This is a genomic window from Endozoicomonas sp. G2_2 (genome assembly GCF_017744135.1).
Classification (GTDB): domain Bacteria; phylum Pseudomonadota; class Gammaproteobacteria; order Nevskiales; family Salinisphaeraceae; genus Salinisphaera.
The window spans coordinates 45,131-66,694 of record NZ_JAGHQU010000017.1 but is presented as its reverse complement, the minus strand read 5'-3'; the positions used below and the strand labels follow the sequence as shown (position 1 = coordinate 66,694).

The 21,564-nt window shown below is 61.1% G+C and carries 23 protein-coding genes and 1 pseudogene; 18 read left to right on the top strand and 6 right to left on the bottom strand.

Annotated elements, in window-relative coordinates; genetic code table 11:
- The first annotated feature begins 19 nt into the window (after positions 1-19).
- Together J7355_RS16070 and cueR are read left to right on the top strand one after the other, a co-directional pair.
- Positions 20-370: a hypothetical protein gene (locus J7355_RS16070; RefSeq protein ID WP_209064512.1), complete on the top strand. Its 351-nt coding sequence runs from the start codon at positions 20-22 to the stop codon at positions 368-370.
- 95 nt (positions 371-465) lie between these two features.
- A complete protein-coding gene (cueR, locus tag J7355_RS16065; RefSeq protein WP_247740041.1) occupies positions 466-963 on the top strand; it encodes a Cu(I)-responsive transcriptional regulator in 498 nt (165 codons plus the stop codon).
- 190 nt (positions 964-1,153) lie between these two features.
- Here the strand turns inward: cueR and J7355_RS17795 are convergent, their stop codons facing one another.
- Positions 1,154-1,393 (bottom strand): hypothetical protein, encoded by a 240-nt coding sequence (locus tag J7355_RS17795; RefSeq protein WP_247740040.1) that lies wholly within the window; start codon positions 1,391-1,393, stop codon positions 1,154-1,156.
- Positions 1,394-1,519: 126 nt separating this feature from the next.
- Positions 1,520-1,702, bottom strand: coding sequence for a hypothetical protein (locus J7355_RS16055; RefSeq protein ID WP_209064511.1), 183 nt, complete (start codon positions 1,700-1,702; stop codon positions 1,520-1,522).
- A gap of 396 nt (positions 1,703-2,098) precedes the next feature.
- Between J7355_RS16055 and J7355_RS16050 the strand changes: the two genes are divergently transcribed.
- The 5 genes from J7355_RS16050 to J7355_RS16030 all read left to right on the top strand — a co-directional run bounded on the left by J7355_RS16050 (position 2,099) and on the right by J7355_RS16030 (position 4,296).
- Positions 2,099-2,527 carry an antitoxin Xre/MbcA/ParS toxin-binding domain-containing protein gene (locus J7355_RS16050; protein ID WP_209064509.1) on the top strand — a complete coding sequence of 143 codons (429 nt, stop codon included), beginning with the start codon at positions 2,099-2,101 and terminating at the stop codon, positions 2,525-2,527.
- Positions 2,524-3,006: an RES domain-containing protein gene (locus J7355_RS16045; RefSeq protein WP_209064507.1), complete on the top strand. Its 483-nt coding sequence runs from the start codon at positions 2,524-2,526 to the stop codon at positions 3,004-3,006. The genes J7355_RS16050 and J7355_RS16045 overlap by 4 nt, the downstream gene beginning before the upstream one ends.
- Positions 3,007-3,433: 427 nt before the next feature.
- Positions 3,434-3,667 (top strand): Arc family DNA-binding protein, encoded by a 234-nt coding sequence (locus tag J7355_RS16040; protein WP_209064505.1) that lies wholly within the window; start codon positions 3,434-3,436, stop codon positions 3,665-3,667.
- The gene (locus J7355_RS16035) at positions 3,664-4,101 is read left to right on the top strand and encodes a type II toxin-antitoxin system VapC family toxin (RefSeq protein ID WP_348523046.1); all 438 of its coding nucleotides are present in this window, start codon (positions 3,664-3,666) and stop codon (positions 4,099-4,101) included. The genes J7355_RS16040 and J7355_RS16035 overlap by 4 nt, the downstream gene beginning before the upstream one ends.
- A gap of 27 nt (positions 4,102-4,128) precedes the next feature.
- Entirely contained in the window at positions 4,129-4,296 is a 168-nt protein-coding gene (locus tag J7355_RS16030) for a hypothetical protein (RefSeq protein ID WP_209064503.1), read from the top strand.
- A 149-nt stretch (positions 4,297-4,445) separates the two neighbouring features.
- Here the strand turns inward: J7355_RS16030 and J7355_RS16025 are convergent, their stop codons facing one another.
- A complete protein-coding gene (locus tag J7355_RS16025; RefSeq protein ID WP_209064501.1) occupies positions 4,446-4,811 on the bottom strand; it encodes a hypothetical protein in 366 nt (121 codons plus the stop codon).
- A gap of 407 nt (positions 4,812-5,218) precedes the next feature.
- Between J7355_RS16025 and J7355_RS16020 the strand changes: the two genes are divergently transcribed.
- The 3 genes from J7355_RS16020 to J7355_RS16010 all read left to right on the top strand — a co-directional run bounded on the left by J7355_RS16020 (position 5,219) and on the right by J7355_RS16010 (position 7,496).
- The gene (locus J7355_RS16020) at positions 5,219-5,389 is read left to right on the top strand and encodes a hypothetical protein (RefSeq protein ID WP_209064499.1); all 171 of its coding nucleotides are present in this window, start codon (positions 5,219-5,221) and stop codon (positions 5,387-5,389) included.
- A gap of 997 nt (positions 5,390-6,386) precedes the next feature.
- Entirely contained in the window at positions 6,387-6,902 is a 516-nt protein-coding gene (gene mobI / locus J7355_RS16015; protein ID WP_209064497.1) for a conjugative transfer protein MobI(A/C), read from the top strand.
- 180 nt (positions 6,903-7,082) lie between these two features.
- Positions 7,083-7,496, top strand: coding sequence for a hypothetical protein (locus J7355_RS16010; protein ID WP_209064496.1), 414 nt, complete (start codon positions 7,083-7,085; stop codon positions 7,494-7,496).
- Positions 7,497-7,764: 268 nt separating this feature from the next.
- On the opposite strand, the gene J7355_RS17940 is transcribed toward J7355_RS16010, so the two are convergent.
- On the bottom strand, positions 7,765-7,899 hold the full coding sequence (locus tag J7355_RS17940) for a hypothetical protein (RefSeq protein ID WP_280637639.1): 135 nt from the start codon (positions 7,897-7,899) through the stop codon (positions 7,765-7,767).
- A 327-nt stretch (positions 7,900-8,226) separates the two neighbouring features.
- On the opposite strand from J7355_RS17940, the gene J7355_RS16005 reads away from it, so the two are divergent.
- From J7355_RS16005 to gluQRS, 7 genes and pseudogenes are all read left to right on the top strand, one after another.
- Entirely contained in the window at positions 8,227-9,510 is a 1,284-nt protein-coding gene (locus J7355_RS16005; protein ID WP_209064494.1) for a hypothetical protein, read from the top strand.
- Positions 9,497-10,288 carry a hypothetical protein gene (locus tag J7355_RS16000; protein ID WP_209064492.1) on the top strand — a complete coding sequence of 264 codons (792 nt, stop codon included), beginning with the start codon at positions 9,497-9,499 and terminating at the stop codon, positions 10,286-10,288. Before J7355_RS16005 ends, J7355_RS16000 begins: the two co-directional genes overlap by 14 nt.
- A gap of 1 nt (position 10,289) precedes the next feature.
- Positions 10,290-14,852, top strand: coding sequence for a hypothetical protein (locus tag J7355_RS15995; RefSeq protein WP_209064490.1), 4,563 nt, complete (start codon positions 10,290-10,292; stop codon positions 14,850-14,852).
- A complete protein-coding gene (locus J7355_RS15990) occupies positions 14,849-15,904 on the top strand; it encodes a Wadjet anti-phage system protein JetD domain-containing protein (protein WP_209064488.1) in 1,056 nt (351 codons plus the stop codon). Before J7355_RS15995 ends, J7355_RS15990 begins: the two co-directional genes overlap by 4 nt.
- A 227-nt stretch (positions 15,905-16,131) precedes the next feature.
- Positions 16,132-16,383 (top strand): annotated as a pseudogene (locus J7355_RS15985) (transposase); the annotation flags it as partial.
- A gap of 94 nt (positions 16,384-16,477) precedes the next feature.
- Complete coding sequence (locus J7355_RS15980) at positions 16,478-17,164, top strand: SOS response-associated peptidase (protein WP_209064486.1); 687 nt, start codon at positions 16,478-16,480, stop codon at positions 17,162-17,164.
- A gap of 81 nt (positions 17,165-17,245) precedes the next feature.
- Complete coding sequence (gluQRS, locus tag J7355_RS15975) at positions 17,246-18,391, top strand: tRNA glutamyl-Q(34) synthetase GluQRS (protein ID WP_209064484.1); 1,146 nt, start codon at positions 17,246-17,248, stop codon at positions 18,389-18,391.
- 3 nt (positions 18,392-18,394) lie between these two features.
- Here gluQRS and J7355_RS15970 read toward each other — a convergent pair whose 3' ends face one another.
- Together J7355_RS15970 and J7355_RS17790 are read right to left on the bottom strand one after the other, a co-directional pair.
- Complete coding sequence (locus J7355_RS15970; protein ID WP_209064482.1) at positions 18,395-18,880, bottom strand: DUF6231 family protein; 486 nt, start codon at positions 18,878-18,880, stop codon at positions 18,395-18,397.
- Between the two features lie 191 nt (positions 18,881-19,071).
- A complete protein-coding gene (locus tag J7355_RS17790) occupies positions 19,072-20,247 on the bottom strand; it encodes an OmpA family protein (protein WP_247740039.1) in 1,176 nt (391 codons plus the stop codon).
- A 204-nt stretch (positions 20,248-20,451) separates the two neighbouring features.
- Between J7355_RS17790 and prfB the strand changes: the two genes are divergently transcribed.
- Positions 20,452-21,550 (top strand): peptide chain release factor 2 gene (gene prfB / locus J7355_RS15960; protein ID WP_209064480.1). Its coding sequence is split into 2 segments (ribosomal slippage): positions 20,452-20,523 and positions 20,525-21,550, totalling 1,098 coding nucleotides; the frame shifts between segments, so codons are not numbered across the junction.
- The last annotated feature ends 14 nt before the right edge of the window (positions 21,551-21,564 follow it).

Here is a 21,564-nt window from a genome sequence, read left to right as displayed (position 1 = left end):
CGAGGCGGCCAGTCAACGCGTGGCGACAAACCTGGCGGTTGATGATGAAGTGCCCGTCGAAGGGCCCTACGGCACTTCGTTTCTGCGCGAAAACATGCCGGCCCGATCGTGGGAACGGCGCTTGCCCGTGGGCTGCAACAGCCCATCCACATCGACCAAGGCGTTCGCACAGCGCGCGATCTGTACTTCGACGGGCATTTTGAAGCGTTGGCCGAACGCCATGCTAACGTTGTCCGAGGCGACAGCGACTGGAGCGTGGCGCACCGGCTGGGTCACTGACGCCGTGGGCCAGGATCTGGCCGATCTCGACAGCTGGAAATCTTACGTCGCGGGCCGCCCGCCATGGTCGACGCGCCGCAGGACCTGCTAACCCAACGTGGTCTGAGGGCCGGCGGTCTGCACGCGGACGCGTTTTTCATCCCGGAAACTGGCTCGGCGGTCGAAGCCTGACCGGTCGAGCCCCCTTTGAGGCATGAGGCGATCATGAACATAGGCCAAGCCGCCGAAGCATCCGGTATCTCCGCGAAGATGATCCGCTACTACGAGCGGGTGAATCTCATCCCGCCCGTAGGCCGCACCGAATCCGGCTATCGCGTCTATACCGATGCCGACATTCACACCCTGAAGTTTATCCAGCGGGCGCGAAGCCTTGGTTTTTCCGTCAAGCAGATGCACGAGCTGGTGTCCCTCTGGCGCGACCGCAGTCGCAGCAGCGCCAACGTCAAGTCCGTGGCTCTGGCGCACGTGGCCGAACTCGAAGACAAGATCGAAGCGCTGAATTCCATGCGGGAGACGCTGCAGCATCTGGCTGAGCACTGCCGCGGCGATCACCGGCCGGATTGTCCCATCATCGAGGGCCTGTCCGAGGGAGAGCAGCCGCCCGAGCCGCCGCAAAATACGAACCGGCGGCGCATGCGTGCACCCGCGGGCGGCCGCCGATCGGGCGTTAACACAAGCCCCTGACCGCGCCGTAAATAGCCGGGCTAGATCCCTTGCTGCAACAAATGTCGCTACCGAATATGGGACCGTGAGTCACCGATGAATTCGACATCGCACCACACGCACACCGGCGGCGCTTCTTTGAACCAGACCGCACTCAGTGCAACCATATACTGCCTGAGCGGCTGCGCTATTGCTGAGGTGGTTGGCATGGTTACGGGGTTCGGTCGCAACTATCGCGATTGCGGTTGTTCTCGCGTTCTTTTTTGGCTATTTCCTGACCATGCTGCAGCTGCTGCTCCGAGCCGGGTTCACTTTCTTTCAGCGCCTCGCTCAAACTCACTCTGGCCGCCGATACCGCGTCGATCGCGATCACGGAGACAGTGGATAATCTCATGATGTTGGTCATCCCCGGCGCGATGGCGGCTGGTGTGGCCTCACTATTGTTCTGCATCAGTATTGTGCTGGCATTGCTTATCGCCGGTGCCGCAGCGTTCCCCGTTAACCGCTAGCTGATCGCCCGTGGCAAAGCGCATGCTGTGGCCAAGCGCCCCATTGATTAAAAACAGTCGCTCGGCGATCAAAACCGCTGCGAACGCTGGACGAGGCTTAGCGTATGATTTTCTCCGTTTCGTGAGTTGGCCCAGAAAGGCGGCTGACCGCATTGATTGGTCAGCCGGTCGGTTGGTGGGACGATCAGATAGAGTACGCTGGCGATCGCGATATTCAGATACAGCACGTTCGCGATCTTGACGTCACCCACGAGTGGCCGACACGAATCAGCTCGGCCGCATTAGACAGCACCTTTATATTCTTGGTCCGTGTGTCGAGCTTGCTGCCGAGGCGCGACGACGCCGCCTGATAGACCGCCCGCAGCTCCTCATCATTCTGGCGGGGCCCAAGGTCCGCCGGAGCGCCCAGGTAGTTCCGCAGATCTTAGCTCTCTTGCATGAACCCAGTTCCTTGCTCGATTGGTCGTGAACGCATCAATTCCGCTTGTTCTACCTGCCAGAGTCCAACGCTAGGGGCTGTCACGATCGATGCCCTCGTGGGGTATATACGGCGTCCGAGGGACAGGCACCGCAAGACCCCGGTAGCCATGCGCTCGTGCGAGCGATAATATAGGCTCATGTGAACGCATCGCGTTTGGAGCCTTTCTATGGAAGACATCACTGCCGTTGAACGCGTGCTCGGATTCGAACACTCCGAACGCTCATCCGTGCTGCTCATGGCTGAGCGCATCCAGCGCGGGTTCCCGGTCAACACGCTCATGCATCTGCAACGCGCGGTGGCACCCGGAGACAAGGGGTTCGTGCACCGCATTGTCGCGCGGCCCACGCTTCAGCGACGGCGCAAGATGCGGCAACCCCTCAATCCTCACGACAGCGAGAAGGCGCATCGCGTTGCGCGAGCCTGGACGGCCGCGGTTCGTGTCTACCAGGACGATGAAACCGCCCGTGCCTTTCTCGAGCGCAAACACCCCTTGTTCGACGACCAGGCGCCGATGGCAGTCGCGATGCAGAACAGCGCCGGTCTGGAAGCCGTTGAGGATCTGCTGGGACGTCTGGAGCATGGCAGCGCCTTGTGAGCGGCCAGCGACTCGATCGAACGCTGTATGCGTATCGAATCGGCGACCCGGACGGGCGCTATCCCATCTTCGACGGCACCGGTTCGACTATCGCGCCGGGGCGATGGAACACGATGACTACCCCCGTCATCTACGCCGGCGAGCACTACTCGACGTCGATGCTCGAAAAGCTCGTTCATGCGAACGGGCTCATGCCACCGAACCAGCACTACATCGAGATCACGCTGCCGGGCGGCTTGTCCTACGAGATCGTGACCAAGGATGCGCTGCCCGGTTGGGACACGGCATTGCCCACGGTCGCCCGCGAGTTCGGCCACGACTGGGTAAAGGGGCGTCGAAGCGCAATACTCATCGCGCCGTCGTTCGTGGCCCGGATCGAGTCGAACATCCTGATCAACCCGGCGCATTCCGAGTGCGCGCAGATCGAGCACACATTGCCCGCGCCGATCTGGTGGGATCGCAGGCTTTTCAGTGCTTGATCGTCATCCAGTGCAGTGGCTCAGATGGGGCCGGGCGGCGCGGAGGTCGATCGCTTGAGTGAATCGACGCGAATCACGCAAGTCATTGAGCCAACCTGCGATCTCAGGCCCGTCAGCGCAGATGAAAAAGGCCACCGCAGCGTCTACTACTCGATCGACGATGCTCAGCGGCTGCTGCCGCTGGTGCCGGCTGTCTGCTGGCGATCGTTCAGGCGACCATCGATACCCGTAACGCCACCGTGCGCTATACGGCGAAGGCGTCCGCGATCGGCTCCTCGGATTGGCTGGCCGGAAAAGAGCCCACCATCTAACAGGACAAGGCAGACCGAGGCGGTTCGGCGATTGCCGTTCCGCTTCGGCTTTCCCGTGCGCGCTAGCGATTGATGGATTACGCTGGCACTGCGAGCAATGCGCAGGAGTGCTAGCAGTGTCAGCCGTCACCATTCGCAACCTTTCCGAAGAAACCCACCGTGCGCTCAAGGTGCGGGCTGCAAAGCACGGCCGCAGCATGGAAGCTGAACTGCGCGCCATTCTCGAAAATGCCGTGCGCCCGAAGACGCGCCTCGGCACAGCGCTCGCCGAGTTCGGCCGGGAAATGGGCGGCGTGGAGTTGCCAACGAACCGCGACGATTCACCCCTCGAGCCAGCGACGTTCGAGTGATCATTCTCGATACCAACGTCGTCTCAGAACCCATGAAGCCCCAGGCGAACCCGCTGGTAAAGCAGTGGCTGGACCGCCAGGACCCCGAGACGCTCTACCTTACGGCCGTCAACCTGGCTGAACTGTTGGCGGGGGTAGAGCAGATGTCGGTAGGCCAACGCCAGAATGATCTGTGGCATGGCCTGACCCGTTTGTTACGGGCGTTGTTCGACCAGCGCATTTTGCCGTTCGACCAGCGGGAGGCCGAGGTGTTCGCTCAGATGAGCGCAACGGTCAGGGCCAGCGGCCGTGTATTGCCTATGGCTGATGGTCAGATCGCCGCGATTGCCGCGACGCACGTTTCAGCGTGGCCACGCGCGACATCGAGCCGTTCGAGGCTGCCGGGGTGCCCGTTATCAATCCGTGGGCCGAGTAGGGCGGCGTTCGGCGTATGAAGGCCATGACCGCCACGAGTGATACCCATGTGCAGCTCAGCCCCCGCTGATCCCAAACCGGCGTGCGCGGAGTGCCAAGAACCGCTGGTGCTCGAGGATGCATCGGGCGACTACTATTACTGGCGCTATCGTGAGCCTTTCTGCAAGGGCGCACGCGTGATGGCACGCAGCGAGCAACACTCCGAGGGATACTGAAGTCAGTGGCGAAACGGGCGCATCTATCGCGCCGCGATCACGGAAGCACGGCGTCGCGCTTTCGATGAAGGTGACGCCGAGCGGCAGGGCACATTCAAGCCCTCTATCGGCGAGTTGTTTTCGAGCCTATGTCGTCGACTGCCGGCAAATCACCGTACGCTGATTTCGACATTCCCAAAGCATCCGACCATCGCGGTCTGCTGAGCCCGGTTTGTATCGAACGCTACAGCGAGGAAATCGACCGTCTTGTCTGATTGGTCGTAGCGCGGCTCACCAGCGAGCTCTAGCGAAGCGACCTCGGCGCTACGGTCATGCTGCTTGAGGTGGCGCACGATATGCGATCGCAGTGCCGCCTTAGTCATGTCGCGACACTCCACATCGAATTGACCCCGCAATCCCGCATCGATATGTGCGGCCACGGGCAGGACGCAGGCTACGAGCACGAAGAAGCCGAGTACAGCCAGGATAAAGGCGAGTACGGTCGTTACCAGGGCGTTGGAGACCCGGCGAAGCATAGAAGAACTGTGGCGGTCGGCTACACGGTCGGGGCAACTCGGTGGGTCGGTCGGGGTAAATAGTTGTAGTGCGCTCAGCAACCGGTACGCGGTTTAAAAAGGACCCAGCCTCACTATGACCCTTCTACAAAATTTCCAGTTTGTCAGACTCAGCCGTAAGCGATCCAAGAGCCATTCGTTGAACCGTTGCTAGAAACGTGGGGGGATGACGCCGAAAAGGCGATTCTGCATCTGCGTATTTCTGGGCTTCCAGCGCCCTAACAGCCTGCGCTGACGGTACCCAAGGCATAAAGAGCCATATAGTTGACCGAGGGCGGTAGTAATACTCGATGAGGAAGGGGCAGGCCCCGTCTATCGCTCGCGGGTTTGCTACTCTTAACTATCGAAGTACGTCGCGGAGACCTGCTATGGCGACCTATGTGATCCTGGCGATCCAGCTCCTTGCCGTTCTTCTGGGCCTTGGAGTTCTGTATATCTCAGTGATTTCCAAGCGCGAGGAACAGCAGGAACGTTTGCGCAAAGATCAGTCTTCGAAGCATTCACACTTCGTCGATTGTAAGTCCCGACCTGGACGCTAGCAGAAGATCGATCCGGCGCACTGGTGTGTCTCGGGTTTTTCGGGCCAGCAAACTTAGTAGCGGCGCGTCCAATCCCTGATAGCGTTACTTTTATCTCGCGCGCAGTCCTTACAGCGCCTCGGCACGCATCAGTCGCAAACGTTTCGAGTCCACCGATTAGTAAGTGACTACTCTTCTAACCCTCGCCATAGCTCGTGGGCTGTTCCTCATATCGAATGAGCGCCGGTAGTGCCCGACTGGGCCCCGGCAGGGGCCCAGTCGGGGCCCTAAGACGGCCGATTCGAACCACGCTAAACGCAAAAGGCCCCAATCGGGCCCCGGCCGGGGCCCGATTGGGGCCCTCGTGGGTTCACGCGTCTAGTTCTGTGCCGAAGCAAGATACGTTTTGGGCAGGCCGTTGCCGGATTTACGCGTTCGCGTCTTAACCTCGAACGCTTGTCGAACGGCGTAACGGGTCTGCCTCTGTAACCAGCCCGTTCCAACGAACTTATAAGTACGCGCTTAAGAGCGCCCGTTACGTAAGGGGGGCTACATCCCCAGCGCCCTCTATTTCGCACTCGCGCATACGCGAGGTCTGCGAACCGTTACACCCAATGTACATAGCGGTATTCGCTGCGCGAGCGGAACGTTGCCGCCTTGAAAAGTCGAAAAGTTACGAAAATCGGAACTTTGCGCCCTCGCAACTATTTGCCCGGACGGCAAGATATCTGAAATGGCTAATCCATTATGAAGGAGGTCAAAGAAAGCAATAACCCCTTATTCGTAAATGGTTAACTGAACCTCTCACCCTTTACGTAATTGGGTGCCATTTCAATAGGCAGTAAAAACGGAGTCAGAACCGGAGTCTGGCAGGCACCCGAAATATCTCCTTCATAAAGGGGTTCTTACTCCAAACACCCTTTACTTCCGCGCGCGCGTGCGCAGGAAGGATATCTGGCCCAACGCCCCACTTGATAGTGAAGTGGGCAGGGCACCGCTACACGATCGAGGCGATATAGTGAACGACACAGAAGACAAGCTAGGACAGGGGCTCGACCAAGCCTACGAAGGGGCGCTCGCAGGCGCTCAGTTTCTCTACGAGCGCGCATTCGCGGCGGCCGAAGCGTTCTGGGAGGCACATCACCGGAACCATAAACTACGGCCGAAACACGAATGGGGCTTTATCGGCGTGAGAGTGCGCCTACGCAACGGCTCAGTACAGATCGAATGGTTTCGCGCGAAGTATTGGCAACCGCGCTACCGTTCTGGCAACCACACTAGGCGACAGCCCGCCTTGCAATACCTGCCGCGGGGCAAGTCCATGCGTTACTCTGCCGCTGCGTTTCGCCGTGTTCGAGCCAAAGAGTGGGAAATCGACTTGGCGATGCTATTCGAAAATGAGTTCGAGGCGATTCGTCGACAGAGCCAAATGCTCGGTAAGGTACGTCGGTACATTATTGAGACGCGAAAGGCAGCCGCTGCCGAGCGCGCGTTGCCAGCAAGCGACGATGCGCTATCCCCTATTTGCGATTGAGATCGCGTAAGCGCATATCCGTATGGGTGCGATGGCTCTGGCAAGCTAACCATCGCACTGTTGTCACGGCCAAGCGGATCGATCGCATGATCGAGCAGGCCAAAGCGCCCGCATGACGGCTCGCAGCCAGCACCCGGTCTGGCTCACAATACGCATCGATTCTTCTTGTACGCCGTCCTCATGAACCACGACACGCCCATGGCCGAGGTCATCGCCGGCATGGCCCGGGCCGAACACGCCGCCTGCTACGAGTTCGTGCGCCGCCAGACGCGCGAGGATCAGCAGACCCTCGAGACCGGTGCAACAATGCTGCGCGATATCGCCACAGATCTGCGCGCCCGCGATGTCGCGGCCCTGATGTCGTGGAAATCACCCGAGGCTTACGAGCCCGTGCCCGAGGCACTGCTCAAGCAGGCCCTCAAGAACGCGGCCGGCAACGACCCGGCGCGTGTTCGCGCCGCGCTCGAGCCCATGGCCTTCGCTGATCTGTGCGCCATGGCCACCGCGGCGGACTATCTGCGCCAGGCCGCCCAGCATCTGCGCCTCTACGGCGGTCACGGCAACGCCGCGAAGCCCCAACGCGAGCTGATCTGAGAAAATTCTTAGGCATTTTTGATCAAAAATGCGACCGCCTGAAACGCCCGCCATATAAGGCTTTGCGCCGATCGCGCGCGCGAGTTCCACGCGGGAATTTCGACCACGGATAGCCGATGAAACTCTTCGATCTGCGCACTGCGATCGCGTTCTATCGCGGCAAGATTCGCGCCTAGGTCAATCGCGATCCGATCTACGCCGACGAATACATCATCGTGGTCCGTTTCGGCAGCGAAGAATGGGCGGTTGTGGAAACGGGCGCCGGCGCCTACCGGCCTTCAAGACGATCGATGCCGTCATCCGCGTCGTTCACCAGCTCGGCCTGTCCCATGCCGAGGTCGAGACACGCCCACGATAGAGCGTCTGCCGTTCGGGCCGAACAGGGCGCAGTCAACTCACGCATCGGCTGTGTCGGTAACTGTGCACTTAGTTCTGAGGTTGGATTCTGGGGCCGCGAAGAGTCGCCGTAGCTAACCTGTCGTTTCCGTGGTACCCCGTGGGATGTAAAAGGGGGGGCAATAACCAGTTCCTCAATGATCGATATGGGTCGTTAAATGACCCACCGCTTCGGTATGCTTGCGTGAAAGAAAAAAACTAAAGAACAGTGGACTTGCGACCTCTTCTCCGGTCAGTGTTGCGTTTAGTAGACCTACATGACTTAGCACGCCATCCGGGCGTAGGCACCTACCGTGTTACGGAGGACCGGCCAGGCTGGGGTGAAGGTATTTGGTTGGACGTTGGTGCCCGTCTTCTCGGCTATCTCCACTCCCAGGAAACCATATTTAGCCATGACTACGTGGCGCTCGGACCCTGCTTCGAAGAAATCCAAGGGCACTACCCGGAGCTTTCGAACGAGGATCTCGAGCACGTCGTCATCCTCCTCGCTACGCCGAGCCAGTCATGGATGCGGGTGCCCGAAGCGCCCGAGCAGATCGACGCGACGAGAGAAGCCGCTGCGCTGCTGGAACGCCCGGCCTATGAAAGTGCAGATCGGGCTCGCTTGACCCGAACCGGCCGCCAGGCCATCCGTTTGGCCTCATCGGCCAGCAGCTTCCTGTTGACTCGCTTTCGGGCGTTGGAAATTGCCGGCGCGCTGCGGGACGGGCTTTTCGTCGAGGCCCAGGATGCGCTCAAGACGGTATTGCAGAAAATCGCTGAGCTCGCAGAGGACATCCGTAACACACGTGAGCAGCCTGGCCGGGGCGATCGCGTCGAGATGTTCCGTAGCCAGTCCGAGGCCTACAACAACGCGCTGAGCGAGACCAACGCGGCAGTTGTCGATGCCCAAGAGCTGCTGGGAACGTCAGAGATCACCGAAGCGATGGATCGTCATGCCGGGCAGCACGGCGGCGCCGATGCCGAGCAATTCAGCCTCGAACTCTACAACGCGCTGCGGCTGCTGGAGCGGCTCGGCCGCATGTATGCCGACTTTATCCATCACATCACCAGCGCTGGGGAAAAGCCGGTCGGAGTGCGTGACCTGCCGGGGCTTGCGGCGTACCTGGCGCTGTGTCCTCCCGACGAAGCCTTGGTTGCCGCTTGCCATGCACAGTCCGGCCCTCTGGCGGTCTGTTGGCCCCATGCGGCGCTCGCCGACTTTGACGGCATCCTGCCGGCGATTTCCACCGAAACCGAGGTAGCGGTCGCGCCGGTGGCGCGACCCGAGGAAGGCGATGACCGGATAACGCCGATGGACCTGTTTCTGGAGGCTCATCGAGAACACATTCGCCAGCTCCTGTTCGAGCGGCCGATTCGGCTGTCCGAGGCGCGCACACAGGGGTGGCTGTCCGCACACGGTCAATCGATGGTGGACCAGCTCGTGGGCGTTTTCACCGCACCGCGGCGGCTGGTCGAGGACGAGGCCATTGAAATGCGCCTGGTGGCTGATGCGATGCGAATCCCGATCGATGGCCACCGTGCGCTAACCGGGGATGACTTGGAGTTACGGCTACGCGGTGAGGATCACGCCGCCGCTGGCCCACCGCCTGACGGAGACAACTATGCAGTGGTCTGAGGTTGGAGAGGTGCACGCTTATTTGCTGCGCCACCGCTATGTGGAGACCAAGCCCCGTCGGCGCCGCCACACCGGTGAGGATCACATCGCTAGCCTGCTGGCCGCAGCCGAGGACACCGATGTGATGCAGCAGTTTCGGGAGCTGCTTGCCGGTCAGGGGTTGGAGTTGCTGCGCTACGAAGGCGGCGAGATGCCGGGCATCGAGGTGGATAGTCAGCTGTGGATGCTGGCCCGCCAGGCCGACGCCCAACCACCCCAGTATTTCTCGCGTGATCGTGTACTCGAACGCATGCAGATCAAGCAGGGGGACACGCGCGCCAGCGCCGGCGTCTGGTTTCTGCACACTTGGCTGATGTACTTGGCGGTGACTTATACCTACATCAACCGCGGAATGACTGCTGCCAGCCGCTATCAAGACGCCAGATTTCCCGCTTCGCGCCTGGAGACTGCCCTGCGCGAGCACTGCGATGGGCTCCGTGGCTCTGCTGGCGAGACCGACGATGCCACGCAGGTACTCACCATCCTAACCAGTGCCGACGGAATGGACTTCAAGCGGCGCGTGGCTGCCTTCTGCGAGGTCATGGTCGAGGCCGGCTTGCTGACGATTGTGCCCAGCACGGCAGAAGAACCGGTGTACCAACAGACACTGCTGGGCGCCGTCGAAATCCAACGCAACTACGACCGTGGTCTGGCTCTGCTCGATCCCGGCGAGGACGCCCTGGCGCAGATCACCAATCTGGCCACCCGTCGCGGCAACGGCGAAGACGAGGACGATTAGCATGTTCGGAATTAACCGCTTCGAGGCGACCAACTACGTTAACGGCCGCGGCGACGATCCCAAGTTGCCGTGGATGCCCCGTTTCTGCGGCACCATCCTGCCGTTCTACGGCCTGTCCACCGCGCTTCGCCTGGATAACGGCGGCGGCAAAACTTCGTTGGCCAATGCCATCGTAGGGCTGATCTCGCGGGACCGGGCCCTCATGAGCCGCGTATATGCCTGCCTGCCTCCGCATACCGATAAAAGCGGCCATTGGGGGCATGTCCGAATTGAGCTAATTGATCTGACCGAAGACGCGCTGCAAGCGCGCCCGACCGGCCAGTCGACCTTTACTGCAGAGACGTGGGTGTTTGGACTTTGCGGGTTCCGGGGCCGAGGCCGAGACCGTAATTACTACTTCTATCGGGGCACCTTCGAGGACGCACCGACCATCGGCACGCTCGACGGTGTAACGGGCCTACTGCCCAACGGGGTGTTCCAGAAAAGCGTCCGGGGGGGCGATCGCGCCAGCTGGGGTGTGACTGAGTCGGACTGGCGCCGGCAGATGGATCTATTTATCGCCAGCGGCAATGCCAAGAAACTGGCTGAATACCAGAAGGCCGGCAGCGGTGATCAGGCCGCCCAGTTCTTCGACCTCAAGAAGCGCGATGCTGAGCGTTTCGACCAGACTTTCTTTTACGACGTGCTGGCCCCGGAGATCATGTCGGGAATCATGGGGGACGTGGCCGAAAAGGACGAGCACTACCTTGAGGACACGATCTTTAAGAGCCTGTATCGCTCGATTCAAAACGAGCGCGATATTGAGACGGCGAAAAAAGAATTCGACCGCTGCAAGAGGGTGCAGGAAAGCACCCATGCCGCGGATGCCGCCGCCGGTGAGGCCGAGGCGGCACAGAAGCGCTACGACGGCCAGTACCAGTCGATCGCCCTGACACTGGCCGCACTGCGTGAGCAGATCAGCAACGACCCGCTGCCAGGGCTGCCCACGGTGAGCTTTCCTGACGATGATCTGACTGGCCAGCTTGCCCGTCACACCGTGATTGGGGCGGGGAAAGGGGTGCTGGTGAGAGACGTGGGGTTGGCTGCGGCATCTGGGCTAAAGGTCAGGCGACTCAATGAGATCGCCAGTCGCAACCAGTTGAAAGGCACACGAATTACGCAAGTCATTGAGCCAACTTGCGATCTCAGGCCCGTCAGCGCAGATGACAAGGGCCACCGCAGCGTCTACTACTCGATCGACGACGCTCAGCGGCTCCTGCCGCTGGTGCCGAATCTGCGCCCGCACGTGCGTAATGACCTGAGCGAAGCCCTAGAAATCGCCTACGAGTGGATGACGCGGGCTACTTCCACTAACCCCGTGCGTGTGGAGCTCGACGAGATTGAGGAGACGATGAACGCCGCCGACGATCAGGTTCGGCGCCTTGGCGATGAAATAACCAGGCTGAGTGAGCGCATCAGCGAACTTGATAATGAGCACACGGAATTCGAGGAAGGCCGTCAGGCCTACCTGGATGTGCGTTCGAGCCCGTTCTTTGAGCCCGAGGAAGCCGAGCACGCCGATAAGTTGGTGTATCTCGTGGACGAGGAGCGTCAAGAAGCCCAGAAAGAAATGAACGCCTTCACCGCGCGCTCGGCACGCCTCGAGCCCCTGCTGCCGGATTGGGCCCAGTTCGTTGCTGAGTTTGGGTCTGAGGCTGACCCCGCGCTCGTGCATCAACAGCTTCAGGCCGAGCATGATTCGGCCGAGGAGCGATACCGAACGGCCAGGCGCCAGACCCAAGAAGCGCGAGACGGGTTGGACACCACCAAACAAGCGCGTGACGCGACCAAACGGGAGCAGGATGAAGCCGAGGCTCGGCACGAGCACCTGGTCGAGCAGCAGGCGGTGCATCAACGATTTGCCGAAGCCTTCCCTGAGACCCGGGCTTCCGGATTCGAGGAAGATCAGCGAAAAACACTGCAAGCCTGTTCCGACAAGCGCGCCGACCTCAAGCGCGAAATCGAACGCCTCCAGGACCTGGAGCACGCTCTGCTGGCTTTCCGGACTCAGCAGGGGCAGGACGCCGACCCGGCTGCCTGGTTGCAGCAAGCGGATGCTAGGCGTGAACAGGCCGGCATTGAGCGGCATGAGAAAAAGGCTGAGGGTAAGGAGTTAAAAGCTCAACTGGAGGCGCTGGAGGCCGATGAGCTGGCAGCCCCCGATGCCCGTTACCGGGCGGCCTTGCAGCATCTGTCGGAGACCGATATTCCGGCCGAACCGCTGCATGAGTTCATCGATGGCCTCTCCCTACCGGGGCCGCGTCGCGCTGAAGTGCTGACCCATTTCTCAGCGCTGCTGTTCGCGCCGGTGGGCTCGGATGCGGCGGGTGCGGAGCGCGCGGCTGCCTCGCTGGAAGCCGCAGAGATGCGCTTGCCCTGTTTCGTGGGCCGTGAGTTGGTGCAATACGCCCGCGAGGGTCGGCTCGATGTTCAGGATAACCGGGCCACCGGGCTGCTGGCCGGCCTACGCACGCTGGATGTGGAGTGTCTGCTGGATCCAGCCAAGATCGAAGAGCGCAAAGAGGACCTGAGAGCGCAGATTGCCGCCGCCGATCAAGCCATCGAGCGGCTCGAAGCGGAACGTCGACGGCTGGCGCCCGAGGGGAAGGCCGTGAGTAATGCCCGCGAAGCGCGCGACGCGCTGACAGCCAACGTGGAGACGCGTCTGCCCGAAGCGCGTACCGAGCACGGAGACAACGAGGCGACAGCAATCGCGATCAACGAACGGCTCACGGGCAACAGCTTGGCAATGATCCGTGGCGCCGCGGCCTTCGAGCAAGCCGGCGGGAATCAAGCGGTGGTTGATGCAAAGTTGGCGGTGGAGCGGGCCGCAAATGCCACCCGGCGTGCAAGGGAGCGCGTAGAAACCGCCGAGGGCCGCCTAAACATGGCCGAGACGTCCCAGTTGGAGGCTGATGAGGCGCGGGGCCAGGCCTACCCGCCTGAGCAACGCCGGCGCGTGGATCAGGCGCAGACGTTCGTGAAGCTGAAGGGCCCGGCCTGGCAGGTCACCCGCGAAGAACAGGGCCAGCGAATCGAGGCAACGTTGGATCGGGCGCAGAACCGGGTAAGTTTCCAGCAGACCCTCAAGCGCGCCGCCAAGTACGTAGACATTAGGCAACGACGGGCCGATGGCCAGACGCCGGAACAAGAAAGGGCGGATGCTCAGAGGGCGCGAGAACAGAAAACCCGCCTTCTCCGGGAGGCACAACAGCAACTCGAGCAGGCGCGCGGGGATCGCCCGCGCTACGTGAAGGCGCGGGACGCCGTGGACCACGCGCTGGCCGAACTGCTGCAACAGGACCGCCTGACCCGCTCGTTCAGCGCGGAGCTCAAGCCCGGGGCGATCGACGGGGGCCAGCTCGCCGAGCACGAGATCTGCATCGCGTCCGGCAACCTGCGACACGCGCTGCGCGTCATGGACCTCCACGACATCGAGGAGACCGCCGGCGAACTGGCCGTGAAGCTGAGAGAGCTCGACCTGGAGCACAAGCGACGCAGCCTGCGCGACCACCGTGCCGACCGTAACCGCCAGGTTGGCCGCATGCTGGAACTGATCAATAGCCTGAGAGCCGAAGATAGTGATCTGGGACCCTCGGAGCGCGAGCATTTGCGGCCTGTCGAAGGGCTCGACCAAGCCGATCGTGTTCACCGGTTGGCTGAGAGCTACCTCGGGCTGCGTGAGGCAGCGAAGGAGAAGCTGGAGGCGGTGAGCACCGCGGCCCAGGTCAGCATGGACGAGGCGATCAATCGCATGGGCAACCTGATCACCAGCGCGGGCCAACACCTCAGAATCCTCCAGCGCGTGGCCAAGGATACGCAGGACCCGGATGCTTTGCGGTTCGAGATCAAGGCCACGGCCCTTGATCGGGAGTCGGCTCAGGAGTTGGTGCGTGACATTCGGACCACTATTCACGGGCAGGTGTCGGTGTTGCAGGACGACATGAACCAGGCGCGACATCACTCCAGCGAGGATCAGCGGGCCGAGGATCAGATTCGCGCTCGTATCCGCGAGATGTGCTACCGGCGGCTGTTCAAGGATCCCAGCATCCGGTTCTCATCACCGGAGATCCGGGGCGATGGCAAGTTTCACGAGCTGACCCAGCATCTGAGCACCGGACAGAAGACTGCCATGACGCTGGCCTGGCTCATTCGCTTGACCGAGTTCTCTACCGAGAGGGATTCTCGCCGGCTGCCGACCGCCGCAGCTCGGCGGAAGGCGCGCGAAAATCAGCAAACCATCATGCTGATCGACGGCCTGTTCTCGGACCTGTCGAAGAAGAAGCTGATCGACGCCGGCATGGCTGAGATCCAGAACACTCGCGGCCGCCTTCAGGTGATCGGCTTCATTCACCCGCCGGAATACGTCAACAATTTTGACTACTTTCCGGTATTTCTGTTCGGCACTTCCCACTCCAGCACCGAGGGCGGCTGGACCAACATCGAGGAACAGCAGCTCCACGAAGGCGTGGTCATCGGCAAGCTGCGGCTGGAACAGACGCCCGGGCCGGGAGACGTACATTGAGCACCACGAAGGTCCGCGAGGCGCTGCGTAAGCTGCAACCGGCATCGGGGACCATGCGGCCAACCCCGCTGGTGGCCCGAGTGGCTCGGGTCAGTAAGTTGACCGAGCCTGAGGTGCGGGCTGGCCTGTTGGAGCTTAAAGAGCTTAATGAGCTGCACGGCTCGTTTAACTCTCAAGGCCAGCCCCTGACGCTCATCGAGCTTCGCCTCCAGGCGAAAACTGTGACGGCCGACGAAAGGGCATGGCAGGCCGCTATGGCCGACGAGAGCCTATCGGACATAGATCAGGAAGCGCTGGCGCCGTTGTACTCTAAGCTGGCCGATTGGTCGCCGCAGGACATGGGCCGGTTGATTAACGGGCTCCAGCGGTTGCGGGCTGAGCAGGACAGTCTGGAGGGCGTACCCCGCTTCGTAATCAGCGCCCGCTACCTACTCGGATCCTCGAAGCTCCTGGACACACTACCCAGCCTCGCTCTGCGCCGCTTCGGGCTGGCCGGTCATCTGTCCACCGGGCGTACCTGGCATCTCATGATGGCCGGCCCCCCGAAGCCTAAAACCGTGGTGCTGGTGGAGAACCCGGTGGCTTTCGAAGCGGCAGTTGCCGCGACCGCTGATCTGCCACTGGCCTGGATGGTGACTTACGGTTACGGCCTGTCGATGGCTGGCGAGGACTACGGCCGGGGACTGGCAGGTGCGGTGGAGGCCCGGGACTACGCTCGCCTGGTGCGCGCCGGGCAGCCGCCTACACCGGCAGCGGCGTTTGCATGCGAACGCCTGACCTTCTGGGGCGACCTCGACCCCGAAGGCTTTCGTATTTTTCAAAGGCTACAGCATCGTTTGCCCCATCTTCGGCTTTCAGCGCTGTACCAGCCGATGTTGGATCTGCTTGAGGCTACGGGTGGGCACCCGCTAGCTAAGGCAACCGGCAAGCAAGGTCAAAATCTTCACGATGAACATCCACTCGCCGTGCGATGTGGAGAGCGCGGAATTGATCAAGAGAGCATTTGCACTCCTGCGATCCTGCGGGAATTCGCATGTGAGGCTATAGCGTGACCGACTATCTTTCGTATTAATTAGCGCTTGGTTCTAGTCCAAGGATTTAACCCGCCGCAGAAGCGGCCACTTAAACTCTGGAACTTTGGATCAATATGCCACTAAAACAGGGGGATGATCGACGCCTAAAGTCTTACGTAAGATGTGCTTGGCTCACTGCGACCAGTGGACTTGCCCGGGTCCATTAGACACTTCTGGCCTATGATTTGAGCATAGGAGGAAGTGTAATGAGCAATCAAAGATATACCCCGGAATTCAAGGATGAAGCGGTTCGGCAAGTACTGGATCGCGGTTATCCGGTAGCTGATGTCGCCGAGCGCCTCGGCGTGTCGGCTCACAGCCTGTACAAATGGGTGAAGGCGGTTAAGCCGGATAACACCGAGCAGCAGGCCAACGAGCTGGTCGAGGCGAAAAGCGAGATCCTCAAGCTGCGCGCACGGCTGCGCCGCACCGAAGAGGAGCGCGATATCCTAAAAAAGGCTGCGCGGCAAGGTAGCGCGCGTTCTTCAGTGCACCCAGCGCATATGCCGGTAGCTTGGTTTTGATAAGAGATGTCCGACATCGCGCGAATTTATGTGTGGAAGATACGGTAGGCACAGCCCCGCCGAGCAATTTGCGCGCATCGTCAGCGGCAAGATCTCGGCCCGGCTTTCGGATAACGTCAGTTATAACCGACCGCCAGGGACGTTTCAGTTAATTACTCTGGTTGATCCCGAGACTGGAGTGATCAATCTAGGCCCCGCATGGTGGGGATTCATTCCCGGCTGGGCGGGCGACACGAAGCTCGCACCGATCAACGCGCGATCTGAAACAGCCTCTGAGAAAAAGCTCTTCGCCAAGTCCTTCGAGCACCAGCGGTGCGTTGTGGCCGCTGACTATTGGATTGAGTGGAAACGCGGCGGCGAACAAAAGCAGCCATATGCGATCCGACCCGCCGATGCCCAACCGTTTTTCTTCGCCGGCATCTGGTCGAAGGCCTCTCGCTTGCCGGCAGATCATTCAGCTTCGGGCGAGGTGACGTTCGCGATCCTCACAGGAGAGCCGAGCGAAGACATCGCGCATATCCATAACCGGCAGCCACAGGCGCTTACCGGCGCTGGTGCGCGCTCGTGGATCGATCCAGATATAGACGTGGACCAGGGGTACGAGATTCTCCGGGAACAGCGGTACTCGAGCTACGAATATTGGCCGATCGGCCAGCGCGTTGGCAGCCCCAAGAACGATGATCCGTCGATCCTCGACAAGGTAAATATCGGCTGACAAACTACCGAAACCGCTCTGTAACTATCTGATTAGATAGGGCGCGTATGTCCGAATTGTCCGCCATCATAAACCGCTATTATGCTTGAAGAACAAAGGAATAGGGCCGACATTAAAGCTAGATGGGGTGCAGAAGGTCGCAGGTTCAAATCCTGCTACCCCGACCAAATTCCTTCCTCGGTCGTTTCTCTAATACGAGGTCGTACGGCCCAAGGTACGTCGAATGTCACGACCTTTGCCCGGTCGGAAAGGATTCGCAGCGGCGTTCGCCTGCTGCTCCGGCGCGAGCGGACATTCGAGACACAAGCGATCGACCGTCTTCGGCTTGCCGGCCCGGCCATGGTCGCACTAGCCGGTCGTTTCGCGCCGTCCCCGAGCGGCCCTCTACATCTTGGATCACTGCTCGCGGCGCTCGGTAGCTATTTGCAGGCCCGCGCGCAGGGCGCGCAGTGGTATCTGCGAATCGACGATCTCGACACCCCGCGTGTACAGCCCGGCGCAGAGCGCGCCATTCTCGATGCGCTCGTCCATTTCGGGCTCGTCTGGGATGGTCCTGTCCTGCGCCAGAGCAGTCGCCGCGAAGCCTATCGGCGCGCGATCCGCTGGCTGAAGCGACACGGCCACGCATTCGACTGCGGTTGTACGCGGCGAGAAGCGCAGGATGGTACGCACGGTATTGAAGGGCCTGTATACCCCGGGACCTGTCGAGGTGGCTTGCCTGATGGCCGTGAGCCCCGGTCCGTACGGTTCATTGTCGACAGCCGGGTCCGAGCCGTGAACGATCACGTGCAGGGGGTATATACGCAGCGTCTCGATCGAGACATTGGCGATTTCGTCATACGTCGCGCGGACGGCATCACCGCGTACCAGCTGGCAACCATTCTCGACGATCACGAGCAGGGCGTATCGGAGGTAATCCGCGGCGCGGATCTGCTCTCGTCGACGCCGCGCCAGATCGCGTTATATGACGCGTTTGATTGGGCGCCGCCGGCATATGGGCATCTGCCTATCCTCGTCGATGCCGGGGGTGAAAAGCTCGGCAAGAGCACCGGCGCGCTCGCGCTCGAGAGTCATGCGCCCGGGGCACAGTTGTATCGGTGTCTCGTTCTGCTCGGTCAAGATCCGCCCCCCGCTTTCCAAACGGCATCGGTTGCTCGTGTTCTGGCCTGGGCGACGGACAACTGGTCGCTTGAGCGCGTACCGGCGACGGCGCAAATGACCCTATAGACGTCACCAGCGCTCCTTGTCCCAGCGCTTCGGATTGGCCCAATAGCGTGAGCTGAGCCAGTCGGGCGTTGTCTTGTAGTCATGAATGTCGTAGCGATAAACCGACCAGCCCCCGGCGAGCTGCGCACTTGTCCTGCATTGGCGAAATCCCATGGCGATAAAGTCGGAAATGCACCACGTCGTGTGATCGTCCGTATCGTCGGAGCGCGCGCGCACGCCCGCAACAATGGATTGCGCGAGCACGTTGCGCAGCCGTCCGAGAAGCCGTTTGCCGGCTTCGGGCGACAACCTCTCCAGCGTATGAATCACGACCGCGAGATCGAAGCGCACGTCGTTTGCGAGCGCTGAAGTCGCGCTGTCATCGGCGGAAAGCCGCACGACGTTGCACTCATCGGGAGCACACGCCGTGATTCGGGATGCGTCCGCATCCGTGGCGCCGATGAGCAGAAGCCGGCCCGGCTCGCGTTCTGCGACCACCGAGCCGAGCAATGTCTGTATCGATTCGGGCGTTTTCATGGTTCGCTCAGCCTAGTCTGTATTCGAGCGTTTACCGCGCACGTCTCGGCATAACCATAACTTGACGGGCCGTGATGCGGGCCTTGGTGTTTGAAACGCGCAAAAAAAAGCCCGGCCTCCGAAGAGGCCGGGCCCGACTTTAGAACAGTCAGTCTATCTGATTGTTACTGCTCGGTAACGTTCAGCTCGACGCGACGGTTCTGAGCGCGGCCGGCGGCCGTCTCGTTGGTCGCAACCGGGTTGGACTCGCCATGACCCTGCGTGCCGGTGATACGGCTCGAAGAGATGCCGTGCTGGATCAGGTACTGCTTGACCGAATCCACACGACGCTGCGAGAGACCCTGGTTGTACTGCTCGGTGCCGATGCTGTCGGTGTAGCCGTCCATGCGGAACTTGACTTCCGAGCTGGCCTGCAGCGCATCAACAACGTTGTTGAGGCGGTTCTCGGCCTGCATCGTGAGCTTGGCGGAATCGAACTCGAAGGTCACGCCCTTGAGGACGATCGGAGCCTTCTTCTCGATCGGGCAACCACGTGCGTCGACCTCGGTGCCGCGCGGGGTGCCGGGGCACTGGTCGTTGGCATCGATGACGCCGTCGCCGTCGCTATCCATCGGCTGTGCCGGAGCGGGGGCCGGAGCCGGCTCGGGAGCCGTCGGAGGCGCGCCCAGCGGGATCTGGAGACCCAGCGAGACGATGTGGTCGTCATAGCGCTGGTCTTCATAACCGGCGCCCAGCACGTCGGCGGTATCGACGGTGGTGTAACGATAGCGGTACTCGGCGCGAACGGCCAGACCGTAGTCGTTCAGCTGGTACATGTAACCCAGACCGGCATCCAGGAAGTCGGTATCGGCATCGTCGCCAACGCCGATCGGACCTTGACCATCACCTTCGACGTCGATAGTGCCGAAGCCCGGATCGGTCTTGCCAAAGGCCGCACCCAGGATACCGTAGACCGGCAGGGTGTCACGGGCCGGGAAGAACAGCGCGTCGAGGCCGAAACCGTACAGATCGGCGTCGCCACCGCTGTCGCTGCCTGCGGAGTTGCTGAGGCGCTGATCCGGGTTGAAATAGAACCCGAACAGCTCGAGGTTCAACCAGCTGTTGATCGGCTTACCGATCGCCAGCGTGCCGCCGATGCTGTCGTCGTTGTCCGTGTTCACTTCGCCGAAGCTACTCGTGGAGCTGCCCACAGCATCGTTATCGAAGAAGCCGTAGCTGATCATCGGCGCCACATAGAAGCGCTTGTCCTGCGGCGTATCGGTCTGCGCCATGGCGCCAGTCGCGAAGGCGAGCCCCAGCGCGCCAGCAACACCTGCGGTGAGTGGTTGCTTAAATTTCATAGTTCAAAACTCCCTTGAACGGGTTTAGGTTTGTTGTGCGGTCCCATTCACCAACCTGGCGAACAAGCGTTCCCAAACCGGTGACGTGCAACCGGATTATGGGGCCTATCACTGGATTTAGCAATTAATCGGGTGGCTTGTGCTGTAAATATTTAGCTGCAATGATCCGCGCCCGCAACGCACACCCAGACCTTTGGAAAGCCCATGGATACCAACGCTGTGAACACCCGAATGCAGGATCTGCGCGAGCGACTCGGCGACCTCAGGGGGTATCTTTGACTACGCTGAAAAGAAGGATCGGCTGGACGAGATAGACGCGGAACTGGCGCAGGGCGACATCTGGGCGAACGACCCCGACAAGGCGCAGGCGTTCGGCCAGGAAAAGGCCCGGCTTGAAGAGGTCGTGGGTCCGATGGACAAGTCGCTGGCCATACTTGACGAGAGCGCAGAGCTGGTCGAGTTGGCCGCGGCCGAGGACGACAGCGACGTGCTCGCCGACATCGAAGCGGAGCTGGGCACGGTGGAATCCCACCTGAAGCGTCTCGAATTCCGCCGCATGTTCTCGGGCGAGGCCGACGAAAGCAACGCGTTCGTCGATATCCAGTCGGGCTCGGGCGGTACCGAAGCCCAGGACTGGGCGGATATGTTGTTGCGCATGTATCTGCGCTGGTTCGAGCGGCGCGGTTTCGAGACTGAAGTCACCGAGCTGTCGCCGGGCGACGTGGCCGGTATCAAGAGCGCGACAATCGCGGTGACCGGCAGCTATGCCTACGGCTGGCTGCGGACCGAAACCGGCGTGCATCGGCTGGTGCGCAAGTCGCCTTTCGATTCAGGCGCGCGCCGGCACACCTCTTTTGCGGCCGTGTTCGTCGCGCCCGAGATCGACGACGATATATCCATCGATATCGACCCATCCGATCTGCGTGTGGATGTCTATCGCGCCAGCGGCGCGGGTGGTCAGCACGTCAACCGTACCGAGTCGGCGGTGCGAATTACGCACGAACCCACCGGCATCGTCGTGCAGTGTCAGAATGACCGGTCACAGCACAAGAACCGCGCGACGGCGATGAAGCAGCTTCAGTCCAAGCTTTACGAGCGCGAACTCGCCGCCCGTCGAGAGCAGGCAGAGGCCACGGAAGCCGGCAAGTCGGATATCGGCTGGGGCAGCCAGATCCGCTCATACGTGCTGGACCAGTCACGTATCAAGGATTTGCGCACCGGCGTGGAAGTCGGCAACACACAGGCCGTGCTCGACGGCGAACTCGACGTGTTCGTCGAGGAAAGTCTCAAGCAGGGGCTCTAGCCCGCAGGACTCGC